General features: G+C 46.9%; 9 protein-coding genes. 4 read left to right on the top strand and 5 right to left on the bottom strand.

The features are described from left to right. Positions 1-48 precede the first annotated feature (48 nt). The 4 genes from EHQ17_RS07150 to EHQ17_RS07165 all read left to right on the top strand — a co-directional run bounded on the left by EHQ17_RS07150 (position 49) and on the right by EHQ17_RS07165 (position 9895). Positions 49-5733, top strand: coding sequence for an alpha-2-macroglobulin family protein (locus EHQ17_RS07150; RefSeq protein WP_425460684.1), 5685 nt, complete (start codon positions 49-51; stop codon positions 5731-5733). A 73-nt stretch (positions 5734-5806) separates the two neighbouring features. Beyond that, positions 5807-7843, top strand: coding sequence for a penicillin-binding protein 1C (gene pbpC, locus EHQ17_RS07155; protein WP_135592449.1), 2037 nt, complete (start codon positions 5807-5809; stop codon positions 7841-7843). Positions 7844-7902: 59 nt separating this feature from the next. After that, positions 7903-8700: an AAA family ATPase gene (locus EHQ17_RS07160; protein WP_135592451.1), complete on the top strand. Its 798-nt coding sequence runs from the start codon at positions 7903-7905 to the stop codon at positions 8698-8700. Position 8701: 1 nt separating this feature from the next. Further along, complete coding sequence (locus EHQ17_RS07165; protein WP_135592453.1) at positions 8702-9895, top strand: VWA containing CoxE family protein; 1194 nt, start codon at positions 8702-8704, stop codon at positions 9893-9895. Here EHQ17_RS07165 and EHQ17_RS07170 read toward each other — a convergent pair. The 5 genes from EHQ17_RS07170 to EHQ17_RS07190 all read right to left on the bottom strand — a co-directional run bounded on the left by EHQ17_RS07170 (position 9878) and on the right by EHQ17_RS07190 (position 14315). Further along, positions 9878-10807 carry a ketopantoate reductase family protein gene (locus tag EHQ17_RS07170; RefSeq protein WP_135592455.1) on the bottom strand — a complete coding sequence of 310 codons (930 nt, stop codon included), beginning with the start codon at positions 10805-10807 and terminating at the stop codon, positions 9878-9880. The genes EHQ17_RS07165 and EHQ17_RS07170 overlap by 18 nt on opposite strands. Before the next feature lies 1 nt (position 10808). Beyond that, the gene (locus tag EHQ17_RS07175; RefSeq protein ID WP_100765012.1) at positions 10809-11006 is read right to left on the bottom strand and encodes a hypothetical protein; all 198 of its coding nucleotides are present in this window, start codon (positions 11004-11006) and stop codon (positions 10809-10811) included. Positions 11007-11075: 69 nt separating this feature from the next. Then, positions 11076-11822: a YgjP-like metallopeptidase domain-containing protein gene (locus EHQ17_RS07180; protein ID WP_135592457.1), complete on the bottom strand. Its 747-nt coding sequence runs from the start codon at positions 11820-11822 to the stop codon at positions 11076-11078. Between the two features lie 5 nt (positions 11823-11827). Next, on the bottom strand, positions 11828-13825 hold the full coding sequence (locus tag EHQ17_RS07185) for an ATP-dependent helicase (protein WP_135592459.1): 1998 nt from the start codon (positions 13823-13825) through the stop codon (positions 11828-11830). Positions 13826-13844: 19 nt separating this feature from the next. Next, positions 13845-14315: an FKBP-type peptidyl-prolyl cis-trans isomerase gene (locus EHQ17_RS07190; protein ID WP_135592461.1), complete on the bottom strand. Its 471-nt coding sequence runs from the start codon at positions 14313-14315 to the stop codon at positions 13845-13847. Positions 14316-14373: the final 58 nt, after the last annotated feature.

Genomic DNA, 14373 nt, shown 5'->3' on the forward strand with positions numbered 1-14373 from the left:
AGTTCGAGGTTTTATTTCCGAAATAACGTTTTCACTCGGGAGAAAACCTTGAACTCAGTTCCTCTTCGTTCTCTTTTTTCAAAGACATCTTTTTTATTTTTATTTCTATTCTCCTTCGTTTTAGAAGCGCAGGTTCGCGTGGAATTCAACCCTACCGGAGAAGTAAAAAAACCGGCGCAGGTTCGGGCTCGTTTTTCGGAATCGATGATTCCATTAGGAAATCCTAAATTCTCTTTGTCTCCGTTTTCTATCCGTTGTCCGATCGGAGGAACCGAACGTTGGGTGGACGATAAAAATTGGGTTTTGGAGTTTTATTCCCCGCTTCCCGGAGGAGTGGAATGTAGTTTCGAGACCCAAAAGGCGAAATCCGTCGCCGGAAATTCCCTAAACGGAGGGGAGAAGTTTTCGTTTTTTACAGGAGGCCCCGAAGTGGATTCGTCCTCTCCGTATATGGGTGGAATTATAGACGAGGATCAGATTTTCATTTTGGACTTCGATACGGAAGTGGATCCTTCCTCGGCGGGAGATCATCTGTATTTCGTCGTGGACGGTTTGTCGGACCGGATCGGTTTTAGCTCCGTGAGTTCCGCCTCGGAAAAGGAAATTTTAAAAGCCGCCTATCGCGGTACGACGAAACCGGCGGAAACCTGGATCGTTCGACCCGATCGTAAATTTCCGAGCAACAAACGGGTGGTTCTCGTTTTGGAACAGGGCTTAAAATCCAAGTCCGGAGTGGCCAGAACCTCCACAAGAAAAATTGAATATATGGTGCGTAAGCCGTTCACCGCGGAATTCAATTGCGATCGCGTCAACGCAAAGGCGGCTTGTATTCCTTCTCTTCCGCTCAGTCTGAACTTTAGCGCGCCCGTTCCGGTGGAAATTCTAAAAAAAATACAACTACAAACCGCGGACGGTAAGTCCATCCCTGCAAAGATTTCCGGAGAAGGTTTCCATCAATACGGAGTGAGTTTTCCTACTCCGCTCGCGCCCAAATCCAAATTTCAAATCAAAATTCCTTCCGGAGTAAAGGACGATTCCGGAAGAACTCTTTCGAACGAATCCTCCTTTCCTCTGACGGTTTCCACGGACGATTATCCTCCTTTGTTGAAGTTCTCGTCTACGTTCGGAATTTTGGAACGTTTTCCGGAAGCGGTTCTACCGGTGACGATCCGCAATTTGGAAGCGGAAAATCCCGTTCGATTGTATCAGGTGAAAACCGCTCCTGCCTCTGCCTCTCAGGAAATTCTCAATCAACAGTTCGACAAACTCAAGGATAAAGGAAAGGAATTTCTGGATTGGGCGACCGGCAAGGACCAGAAAGAGACACAAACTCCACCGAAACAATTCACCGGAAAGGAAACGGTTCTCGGTCCGGGACAAATTGCGGAAATTATAAAATACTTAAAGATGCTGGAAACTCTGGAACACAGGGAATCCGCGTTCGAACCCTCCCGGAATCCTCCGGTTTCCAACGAAATAAAACTACAATCCAAACACGGAAGTCGTAGGTTCGAAGTGGTCGGGATTCCACTGCGATCTCCCGGTTTCCATTTTATAGAAATGAAGTCGGACGTATTAGGAAATTCTTTATTAGGAATCAATCAACCGTTTTTCGTACGGACGGGGGCGCTCGTAACCAATCTATCCCTGCATTTCAAATGGGGAAAGGAATCTTCCCTCGCCTGGGTGACTAAGTTGAACGACGGAAAACCCGCCGCGGGAGCCGAGGTTCAAATTTACAACTGTAAAAACGAAAGGATTTTTTCGGGAAAAACTTCCTCGCAGGGTACGGTTCTGATCCGCGGAATTCCGAATAAAAACAACGCTCCACACTGTTCCTGGCGTTCTTATGAAAACGGACTTTTTCTGACGGCGGCTCTGGAGGACGACTTTACGTTCACTCATACTCGTTGGCAAAACGGGATCGAAAATTGGAGGTTCAATCTTCCGGTCGATTACGAAAACCGTTCGGTGTTGTTTCATCCCGTTTTGGACCGGACCTTGTTTCGCGCGGGAGAAACCGTTTCGATGAAGATCGTCTCCAGAGCGAAACGTTCGCTTGGATTCGACATTCCCGGGCAAAACGATTATCCTTCCTTCGCCAAAATCGTACATTCCGGAACGGAAAAAGAATATTCCATTTCTTTAAAGTGGAATCAGGACGGCACTTCGTCCGCACAATTCAAAATCCCGAAAGAGGCCAATCTAGGAGTGTATCGAATCGTTCTGAGCGAATTTCCCGACAAGGGAAGTTCTCAAGTATATGCGGGGGATTTCCGAGTGGAGGAATTTCGGGTTCCGTTGATGAAGGCGGATTTTCAGACCGTAGGTTCCCTGATCGCTCCTTCCAAAATCGGCGTCGCAGGAAATTTACGTTATCTCTCCGGAGGGGGGGCCGGAAAACTTCCCGTGATTCTTCGCACCCGGGTCGTTTCCAGTCCGGGCGAATTTTTTTCCGATTACTCCGAGTTTTCGTTCGATCAAGGAAAATTGAAACTCGCCGATTCGGATTCCGAAAGCGAGGAAGATTCGGGGCCTAGACAGGAATTCCTAAAAACGCAAATCACCTTGGACGCAAAGGGCTTTTTCGAAAATACGGTGAAGTCGATTCCGGAGTCGGACGCTCCGCAACGTTTGGAGGTAGAACTCGAATACAGGGATCCGAACGGAGAAATCCAAAGTTCGTTCCGCTCTTTCCGAATTTTTCCCTCCGAATATCACGTCGGAATCGCGTCGGAAGGTTGGGCGGCGGTCCAGGATTCGGTGCGTTTTAAGATCGCGGTTCTGGATCTAAACGGAAAACCCGCCTCGGATAAAAAAGTCACTGTGCGGTACTTTACAAAAAAATACTATTCTAATAGAAAACGTCTGGTCGGAGGTTTTTACAGTTACGAACACAGATCCGAGATCAACGATTTGGGGGAATTCTGTTCGGGAAAAACGGACGCGAAGGGATTTTTATTTTGTTCCGGGGCCGTTCAGGCAACCGGTGAAATTTATTTCGAAGCCTCCGTCTCAGGAGAGAACGTAAAGACCAATACTTCGGTATGGATCAGCGGTAAGGAGGATCTTTGGTTCGCGGCGAGCGATCACGATCGTATGGATCTTCTTCCCGAAAAAAAGGAATATCAAGCCGGTGAAAAAGCGAAGTTCCAGGTGAGAATGCCGTTCCGCGAGGCGACCGCGTTGGTTACCGTGGAACGGGAAGGTATTTTGACTTCGTTTATCAAAACCTTGAGCGGAAAGGATCCGGTGATCGAAATTCCCGTGGAAAACGCCTACGCTCCGAACGTTTTCGTTTCCGTTTTGGCGGTGCGCGGTCGTGTGGATAACCCGAAAGAAACCGCGTTAGTCGATCTTGCTCGACCTTCCTTTCGTTTGGGATTGGCGCAGATTCGAGTCGGTTGGAAGCCCTTTGAAATTCCGGTTCGGGTGGAAACGGATAAGGCCGTTTACGGAACCAGACAAAAGGCGAAAGTGAAAATACGTATCGAACATCCTTCTCCCCAAGTCAAAAAAGACGCGAGGATTTCCTTAGCCGCGGTGGACCAAGGACTTTTGGAATTAAAATCCAACGATACCTGGGATCTTTTGCGGGCGATGATGAGGGAACGAGGAAATTCCGTGGAAACGTCCACCGCACAGTTGCAGGTGATCGGACGCAGACATTTCGGTTTAAAAAATCTTCCTCCCGGAGGCGGAGGAGGAGGTTCCACTACGAGGGAATTGTTCGATACTCTTCTTTTCTGGAAGTCGGATCTGAAACCGGATGAAAACGGAAACCTGGAATTGGAAGTTCCGCTCAACGATTCTTTGACTTCCTTTAAGATCGTCGCGATCGTTCACTCCGGCAAGGATAAGTTCGGCTCCAATGCGACGCAGATCCAAACAACGCGGAACGTTCTTGTGTATCCGAGCATCGCTCCCTTTGCGAGGGAAAAGGATTCCATCTCGAGCGGTTTATCCGTAAAAAACACTACGGACCGTCCTCTGCAGTTGGAGATCTCCGTGAAAACTTCTCCCGAATTGAATCTGGAAACCAAAAAACTGGAGTTAGGCGGAGGAGAATCCAAAATCGTAAACTGGAATATCTCCGTTCCGGAAAGAAAGGACGAAATCGTATACGAATTCCAAACCAAACAAATCGGCGGAGAGTTCAACGATACGGTGCGTTTTAGACAAAAGGTCGGGGAATCGGTTCCTGTGAGAGTTCTTCAATCCACATTTCGAAGGATCGAAGACGGAAAATTGAGCGTTCCAATCCTGGAAAATCAGGAAGCGATCGAAGGAAGCGGCGTTTTGGAAATCGCGTTAAAATCGACTCTTACGGGTGGTGCCGTTCTTTCGGCTCGCGATCATATGAGTCGTTATCCTTATACGTGTCTGGAACAAAAACTTTCCAAGGCCATTGCATCGGGATCCAGAAAGGATTGGGATCAGATCATGGATCAACTCGGTTCTTATATGGACGGAGACGGATTGTTGAAGTTCTTTCCGAACTCCATCTACGGCAGTGAAATTTTAACGGCGTATCTCTTTTTTCTTTCTTCCGAATCGGGTTTTAAAATTCCGGACGCAACTCGGGAGACTTTGGTCGAGGCTCTCAATCGATACAGCCGCGATCTCATCTACCGAAGTAGTTACGTTTCGAATACCGATACGAGGTTGAAGAAGATCATCGTTCTCGACGCGTTATCGAGATTTGTGCCGATCTCGGACGATACGATCCGCGCGATTCAAACCGATCCTAAAATCCTACCTACGGAGGTTTTAGTGAGTTTGCGAAACGTCTATTCCAGATCCAACACGTTTAAGAATCAAATTCCCGCGTTAGACGTCCTTTTACGGTCCAGGTTTAGGATTCAGGGAACCTCGTATAATTTCGCGGACGAGTCCGCGCTTTGGTGGTTGTTGTCTTCCAACGATTCTTCCGTGATGCGTGTAATTCTTTCCGTTTTAAAGGATCCGTCCTGGAAGGAGGATCTTCCCTGGATGATTCGAGGAACCATAGCCAGACAATCCAAGGGACATTGGGATATCACGACCGCGAACGCCCTTGGTATATTAGCGTTTCAGAATTATTCCAAGGTTTTTGAAAAGGAAACGGTGGACGGAAACACCAAAATCACCCTGGAATCGCAGACGAACCTACTCGAATGGAAGAACCAAAAGGAGCCGGCCCCCGTTTCGATGCGGATGCCGCGTTCCGCGCAAAACCTGGAATTCGTACAGAACGGAAACGGAAAACCGTACGCGGTGATTCACACCAAGGCCGCCCTCCCGTTGAAAGAAAAATTAGAAAGCGGCATGAGAATCGATAAGGAAATTCTGAGCGAATCGGGAGGCAAAAAGTCGTCGTTTCAGGAAGGCGATATCGTTCGAGTGCGCATAACGTTAAAGACGGAATCCGATCTTTCCTGGATTGCCGTCCGGGATCCGATTCCGGCGGGAGCGAGTATTTTAGGATCCGGGCTGGGCAACGATTCCAAATCCGGATCCGAGTTGGCTCGAGACGACAATTGGTGGTCCTCGCCCACGTTCGTGGAAAGAAAGTGGGAAGGATACACGGCTTATTTCGAATTTCTTCCCGCGGGCACCGTTACTCTGGAATACGTCTATCGTATCAACAACGCCGGCAAATTTGTACTTCCGCCGACTCGGGCCGAAGCGATGTATCTGCCCGATCAATTCGCGGAATTGCCGAATCGGGATCAGGAAGTTTCTCGGGAGTAATTTCGTTTTGAAATTATATCGGACGATACAAATCCTTTGGTTTGTCTGTATATTAGTATATTCGAATTCTCTTATGTCTCAGCCTTTGAAGGAAATTCCCTCCTTCGAGTCGATACGGAATTCGTATCTGCCTTCGGACGCTACGTTTACGGACAGATACGGGAGAATTTTACAGACTGTACGTTTGGAAAAGAAGGAGAGAAAACTCTCTTGGACCGAGGAAGGCGAAATTCCCGAAACCTTGTTGGTCGTTCTGCTCCTTCAAGAAGACAAACGTTTTTTCGAACATTCCGGAGTGGATTGGCTCGCGATTTTAGGGGCGGTTCGCGACCGGGTCTTAGGAAATTCTAAACGCGGAGCCAGTACGTTGTCCATGCAGCTCGCTGGAATATTTCTCCAAACCAAACCCGGAAGAAGAAACATTTTCGATAAATGGGAGCAGATGACTCTTGCAAAAGAACTGGAGCGTCGTTGGAAAAAGAACGAAATCATCATCGCCTATCTCAATCTGGTTCAATTCAGGGGAGAATACAAGGGAATACGAGCCGCAAGCCGAGGCCTTTTTTCGAAAGAACCGTCCGCGTTAACCGACATCGAATCGATACTCCTGGTTTCCATGCTTCCCTTTCCTGAGGCCAATTTAGATTCCTTAAATAAACGGGCCTGTAATCTTTCCGAAAAAATAGGCGAACGTGTGTTTTGCGATTCGATCGTCATCGCCTCCAAGGAGATTCGAAAAAAAAGGAAATCATTGTTTGCGGAAGATGGAATTGCGTATCACGCCGCACGGAGAAGTTTGCGTTCGGGCGAAGCGGCTCCGGATCGCAACGGAATCCGAAGAACTACTTTAGACTTCGATCTTCAATGGAAGATCGTACTCTCAGCTAAAAACGTTTTGGAGGGATTAAAACGACAAAACGTGGCCGAGGCGGGTGTTCTCGTTTTGGAAAACTCCTCCGGAGCGGTTCTCGCATACGTCGGAAATTTAGAAAATTCTAAATCGTTTTACGTGGATGCAGTCCAATCCAGAAGACAGGCGGGTTCTACACTCAAACCGTTTTTATACGCGTTGGCATTCGAAAAAAATCTTCTAAAACCGGATTCGTTATTGGACGATTCGCCCTACGAATGGAACGCGGTGTCCGGGATCTATAGGCCTTCCAATTACGGCGACGTATACCACGGAAAAGTCGCGGCGGGCGTGGCATTAGCTTCCTCCTTGAATATTCCTGCGATTCACGTCCTGGAGTTGGTCGGGGTTTCCGAGTTCGTAAAAATGTTAAACGAACTGGGAATCGACGGATTAAAGAGACCCGATTATTACGGATCCTCTTTGGCATTGGGAACGGCGGACGTAACGCTCGAAGAACTTACGAACGCATATCGAACCCTTGCCAACGGCGGTTCTTATTCTCCGATTACCTTGGATCCGTTCGTCGCAAAACAGATGTTTGACGATTTTGGTTCCGATTCTCCGTATTTTTGGAAACGTACGTATTCGGCTTCCACAGCGGAAAAACTTTCCTCCATACTTTCCGATCGTGAATTTCGCTCCTTGTCTTTCGGTTTAAACAATCATCTCAGCACTCGTTTTTTTACGGCGGTAAAGACCGGAACTTCCCAGGACATGAGGGATAATTGGTGTGTCGGATACTCTAAGCGTTATACTGTCGGCGTTTGGGTCGGAAACATGGACGGAAGTCCGATGTGGGACGTGAGCGGCGTGACGGGGGCCGCGCCGATTTGGAATTCGGTGATGAATCTGCTCTCCGAGCGGGAATCCGAAACTTCTTCTTCTATACAAACCGCGGAATTTAAAACGACATCGTCTAAACCGAAAACCGCGGACCTTTCTCTGATTCCGAAAATTCTTTCCCCAGGAAACGATACCGTTTTCGCGTTGGATCCGGATATACCAGGCGAAAGACAAAGAATACGATTTCTCTCGTCGGCGTTCGAGCCCGGATTCGATTGGATATTAAACGGAAAAAAATTGGATCTTTCGAACACGAAAGAAGTTTATTGGAAACCTGAAAAGGGGTTTCATATCCTTTCTCTTCGGGATCGGGAAGGAAAGATGATCGACTCGGTGGTTTTTGAAGTCAGATAAGGAACGGATTTTTTCTTGCAGGCAGGGACCTCTGCGATAGAATTCTTCTTAGACTTCTCATGAAACAATCCACGGAAACATATCTATTGTCCCCCGCCTTAGAAGAGGCGATTTTGCTCGCGGAAGTGACTTCTCGACCGCTTTTGTTAAAGGGAGAACCCGGCACCGGTAAATCCTTGTTAGCCGAATATCTGGCAGAACAGAGAAAACTTCCCCTTTATACGTGGCATATCAAATCCATCACACAGGCAAAGGAAGGTCTTTACTTTTACGACGCCGTTTCGCGACTCAACGACTCTCGTTTTTCCGAGAACTCGGAAAGGGTAAAAGACATTGGAAATTATATTCGCTTGGGTTCGTTGGGAGAGGCTTTCGAAAAGGATCAAAAGTCCATCGTATTGATCGACGAAATCGACAAAGCGGATATCGAATTCCCCAACGATTTGTTGTTGGAGTTGGATCGGATGGAATTTTATATCCCGGAATTGTCGAAACGTGTAACGGCGAAACACAGACCGCTTACGATCATCACCTCCAATAACGAAAAGGAGCTGCCGGCGGCGTTTTTAAGAAGATGTATTTTTCATTATATAGAATTTCCGGATCCGGAGTTTATGAAAAAGATCATACTTTCTCATTTTCCCGGGATAGGAAACACGATTTTGATCAAGGCCTTGGAGATGTTTTATCTAATCCGAAGGATGGACGATCTGAAGAAAAAACCCGGCACGAGCGAATTGTTGGATTGGATTCAGATTTTGGTGCATCAAGGAGCCGTCCTAAAGGAAGAGGTTCGAATCCCTTTTTTAGGCGCTCTTATCAAAAACGAAGAGGATATGCGTCTGTTTAGGAACTGATATGTTTATCCCTTTTTTTTACAGGTTGAAGGCGGAGGGTGTTCCGGTCACCACGGGGGAATTTCTGGATTTTCTCAAGGTGGTGGATCATTATACCACGCACAAAAAAGCGTGGATCGATCTGAACGAACTCTATCGTTTTTCCAGAGCCTGTATGGTTAAGGACATTAAATACTTCGACGCGTTCGATCTGGTTTTCTCCGAGGTTTTCGGAGAAAAAGGAGCGTTAAATCTTTCTCTCCGGGAAGAGCTTTTACACTGGCTCGAAACTATATTCAAAAATCAGAATCCTCTTCCTCCTTCCCTGATTCCTCCCGAACAACTTTTGGACGAATTGAAAAAAAGGCTCGAGGAACAAAAAGGAGAACATCACGGCGGACGAAAATGGGTGGGGACGGGGGGTTCTTCTCCGTTCGGTCACAACGGCTCTAATCCGGAAGGGGTGCGTGTGGGCGGGGACGGTGGAAATCGGTCCGCCGTTTTCCAGGCTTTGGAACGTCGTTATAAGGAATACCGGACGGACGAGCAACTGGATGTTCGACAAATCAAAACCGCGTTAAAAAAATTGAGAAATTTACGTAAGGAAGGAACCTCGGAGTTCCATCTTTCGAAAACGATCGATTCCACTTGCAGGAACGCGGGGGACATACAGATCGAATTCGAACGCTCCCGTAAAAACGGTTTGAAAATTTTGCTTATGATGGATACCGGCGGAAGTATGACCGGGCATGCGGAACGGGTGAATAAACTTTTTTCCGCCGCACATCAGATCAATCATTTTAAGGAATTTCATCATTACTATTTTCATAATATCGTCTACGACGCGGTTTATCCGAAGGCGGATTTAAGAACCCCATTGTCGCTTCAAAAATTGTTCAAGAAACACAGCGACGACACCAAGCTGATCCTGATCGGAGACGCTTATATGGCCCCTTACGAATTGACGGATCCTACCTACGGTTTTTATCACAGTCGATTTCTCACGGATTTTCGAGTTCCGGAAAATCCGGAGTCGGGACTCGACTCGCTCAAACGAATCCGACGTCATTTTAAGGATTCCGTCTGGTTGAATCCCGAGCCGATCCGCTATTGGGACGCGCCTACGATCCGGGAAATCGGAGCGCAGGTTCCTATGTATTTTCTTTCTTTGGACGGATTGGAAAAGAGTATTAAGAAACTATTGAATTCTCTCTGAATGATCCGCGAGTTTTAAAAGAGAATAAATCGTTCTGATCCGGGGAATCGGCGTTCCGTGTCGATCGGCGAACCGAATCGTGTTACCCAGAATCGCTTCAACTTCCATCGGTCGGCCCGCTTCGAAATCCAAAAGCATACTCGTTTTGTACGGTTTCATTGCCTCGGTCATTTTAACGAATGTTTCGATCTGCGATTCTAAAACCTCCGCCCCGTCCAAAAGGGAAAGTTGGCGGACTTCTTTCATGATTTCGATCACGAGTTCTCTCGTAGCAGGCAAAGATAATATCTCGGAAGTATTTTTTCCGCCGGTTAAAACGCTGATGGGATTAAACGGAGCGTTCCACATTAATTTTTTCCATCGAGCCGCACGGATGGATTCGGTATATTGGATCGGAACGTTCGAGGCGCGGAAAAATCGAACCAGTGTGTCGCAGATCGGGGACGAGGATCTGTTCCAAGAACCGATCATCAACTCGCCGTAATCCAAGTGAAGTATGACGCCTTCCTTGAGCCGATTGGCGCAGACAAAAGCCAGACCGCTGAGAATTTCGTTGTTCGGATAAAGGGAACAGACCGGATCTTCTATGCCGATTCCGTTTTGTAAAAGTAGAATCGGAAGTTTCGGCGGTATCGTTTTTCCCAGGATGGATTCCAGACTGATGGCCGGAAGCGACTTTAGGCAGTTAATTACAAGATCATAATTTTCTAAATTAGAGGGCTTGGTTTCGAAAGCAGAGTCGGGGAGATATTCGAAATTTCCCCAGGGAATACTTTCCACGCGGAATCCGTTTTTCTTGAGTTCTTCCGAATTACGGCGGACCCAAAAATGGACTTCGCAGCCGGCCTGCTTGAGTTTCCCCGCGTACAAACCGGCGATCGCACCGGAACCTAAAATCAAAATACGAAACAAATCAACCCGCCTGAGAAAATTTTTTTTCGATCTTTCGTAAAATTTCGGTTATTGCCTGAACATATCCGTCGTAAACGCCCCGGTCATACTCGTTTAAGGATTTGTAGTTTAATCCTTGCATTTCTTTGAGATGACTGCGTAGTTCGTCGTCGATATAGTTTTTTCGAATATAAAGAGTTTCGAATACTTTCGGATGCATGATTCTCTCCTGTTCGTTCGGTAACAACGGCTTGATTCCGATTGATCGATCTGCGTAAACTTCGACCGATTATCCCCGATCCTCAAAACGGTGAAAACTATTTTTCAACCAAAGATTCGCTCTTCGGTAATCCGGAAATTTTTTTTCGAACGCGCGAAACTCCCTCCCGTGGATGACGTTTTTACCGTTTTTTCTACGAGGAGGAAAACGGACGTGCAATAATTCGTGAAACACGATGTATTCCAGGACGTAATCGGGTACGAATTCGTTGGCAAGGATCGGATTGATTACGATCATATCCTGGGATGGATCGTAGTGACCGAGTCTCGTCTTCGATTTTCTTTTGCCCCAGTGAATTTTCGTCCCGGAAAGATTCAGGCTCAGGTGGATCGTGTTGAGTTTGTCTAGGATTTCCCGCAGTCTTCCGTTTTTGGATTCGGAACGTTCGATTTGTTTGTTCCGTTTTTTAAGAGGAGAGTCCGTTTTCGAAAACTCGCCGTAAATTTCCTGTATCCTCGCATTCAGGCTTTCCGGCACGGAAATTCCGCAGAGTTTATACAAAAGCACATCGACGACCGTCCTTAGGTATTCTTCCGATTTTAGATATTGCGAATGGATTTTGAACTCGATATACGTTCGAGAAACCCGAACCGTACTTCCGAAGTTGGAGTACGGAAAAAATTTAATACGAATTCCTTTGTCACGAAGAAAGATACGTTTCGTGCCGGTTTCGAATTCCGAAATTATATTCCGCAGAAGTTTTTCGGCTTCCGTTTCCGTGATCGAGACGAACGTTGTTTCGAAACCTAAGGACATGCGGATCAGTTTTCGAAATAATTCTGGATTCTCGAAAACGATTCCGAAGTCGTTTTCGGTTTTGCGGTTTCGTTTCCCGAGTCCGTTTTAGAAATCGTTTTCCCGGGATACAATCGAAGTTGATAAACCGTTTCCGGAGAAGGAATCTCACTCAAAAAACGGGATAATTTCGTATAATACGGACCGGATCTGGATTGGGCCAAAGAAGCGCGCGTGAGATACAATTCCTTTCGTGCCCTTGTGATCGCTACATAGAACAATCTTCGTTCTTCTTCCGTATCCGGATTTTTGCCGGAAGGAAACGATCCCTCGGTGCTGTTCAAAACGAATACTACGTCGAATTCCAAACCCTTGGCGGAATGGACCGTGGATAAATTGAGCAGATCGGATTCGGTGTCGTCGGGTTTGATTTTTTCCAAGCTGAGCGCCGCGTGATCGAGGGTCAGATCGGATAAAAAATCGGAAAGAGAGCGGTATTTCAGTGCGAAACCGAGAACAGAATCCAGATCTTCCGATCTTCGTTTTGAATCGTCGTAGTTTTTTTCCAGAAGGACGCGGTAGTAATCGATAAAATCGGAGACGACCTTTTTCACCTCCGCATCCGTGTCGGAATGTTTTTGATAGAGATGATACAACGGGTTGAGGAATTTCCCGAGGGAAGCGGATTGTCGGCCGAGGATTTCTTTGTTTCCGCCGGATCCGCGTATTTCCGTAAGTATTTCGTTGGATTTGGCGTTTCCGATACCGGGGATCAGTTTGAGGATTCGAATCCAGGAGACCGAATCCACGGGATTGATCAGCAGTTTCAAAAAAGAAAGTAGATCCTTGATATGCGCGGTTTCTATGAATTTTCTTCCACCGAATTTGACGAATGGAATATTCCGTTTTGCTAATACAAGTTCGAGCTGATTGGAATTCCAACCCGCACGGAACAGGACGCTCATTCTGTGAAAGGGAATTCCTTCCTCCTTTTTTTGAAGCAGTAGTTCGGCGATCCCCTCCGCTTCTTCGAGTTCGTCCGAGAATTGTAGGACGGCCGGCAACGGCCCGTTTTCGTTTTCCGTAAAAAGATATTTTTCGTATTTTTCGGAGAAATTCTGTAGGACGGAATTGGCCAGATTCAGGATTGCGGGAGTGCTGCGATAGTTTTTCTCTAAGAATATCGTCTTCGTATCGGGAAATATATTAGGAAAATCTAAAATTCCTCGGACGCTCGCCCCGCGAAACGTATAAATACATTGGGCGTCGTCGCCTACGACCATAAGATTGGTATGTTCTGAAGCGAGAAGACATGCGATATGGGCCTGAATCCTGTTCGTGTCCTGGAATTCGTCAACCATGATGAATCTGTATTTTTCGGAAAGAGCCGATCGAACTCCGCCGTGGTTGACCAACAAGTCTCTCGTGAAATACAAAAGATCGTCGTAGTCCAGAAGAGATCGTTCGGATTTATACAGTTTATAGTCCTCGAAAATCCGTTCTATGTCCTTTTCCCTTTGTAAAAAAGAGGGATATTCTTTTTCTAAAAGTTCTCGCAGCTTTTTTCCCGTGTTGTTGATTTCTCCGTGAAGTTTTACGAGGGTTTCGTTGGAAGGAAACCGAGTTTTCGTTTTTGCAAAATCCCGTTCGTTTCTCAAGAATTGAAATACGTCCAAAGTATCCGCTTCGTCCAAAATCGTAAATCCGGAGGAAAGACCGAGTGCAGGGGCAAACCTACGCAAAACGGAACTGCAAAAAGAATGAAAGGTTCCGCCCTGAACTTCGGAACAACGCGGATCCCCCAAGGAAGAGGCTCGCAAAATCATTTCTCGCGCGGCTTTGCGCGTAAACGTCAAGAGTAGGATGGAAGAAGCGGAAACCCCGGAAGAGACGAGGTGCGCTAAGCGGCTGACGATGGTTTTGGTTTTTCCGGTACCGGCGCCCGCTAAAACGAGCACCGGACCCTCCTGGGTAAGGACGGCTTCCAGTTGAGCCGAATTTAATTCTTCCTTCCAGGACGACATGAACTTTTAGAAAAATCTCTCAGTGATGATGATGTCCACCTTCTCCATGAACGTGTCCATGGGAAATTTCCTCTTCCGTCGCCTCGCGGATTCCGGTCAATTCGACGTCGAACACGAGATTCATTCCGGCGAGAGGATGGTTCCCGTCCACGATCACGGAATCCTCCTGTAGTTCGGTGATGGTAAACACCTTATCCGGTTCGTCGGTTTGGAACATCATACCGATTTGAAGATCCTCGTTGGGAGGGAATTGCGTTCGAGGAACATCGAAAATCAAATCCGGATCCTTAGGACCGTATGCACTTTCGGCGGGAACGTTGATTTTCTTTTTTTCTCCGGTGCCCATCTTTTTCATTTCCTCTTCCAAGCCGGAGATAATATGACCGACTCCTTCCAGATACGATAAAGGGTCTTTTCCCTCGGAAGAATCGATCAAATTGCCTTCGGTGTCGCGAAGCGTGTAATGAAACGTAATCACTCTCGTTTTCATGGATAACTCCAAATAGATAGATAAGTCAAAGTTCTGGCAGGAATCGGGTGTGAAAAAT

This window comes from Leptospira gomenensis, from assembly GCF_004770155.1.
Classification (GTDB): domain Bacteria; phylum Spirochaetota; class Leptospiria; order Leptospirales; family Leptospiraceae; genus Leptospira; species Leptospira gomenensis.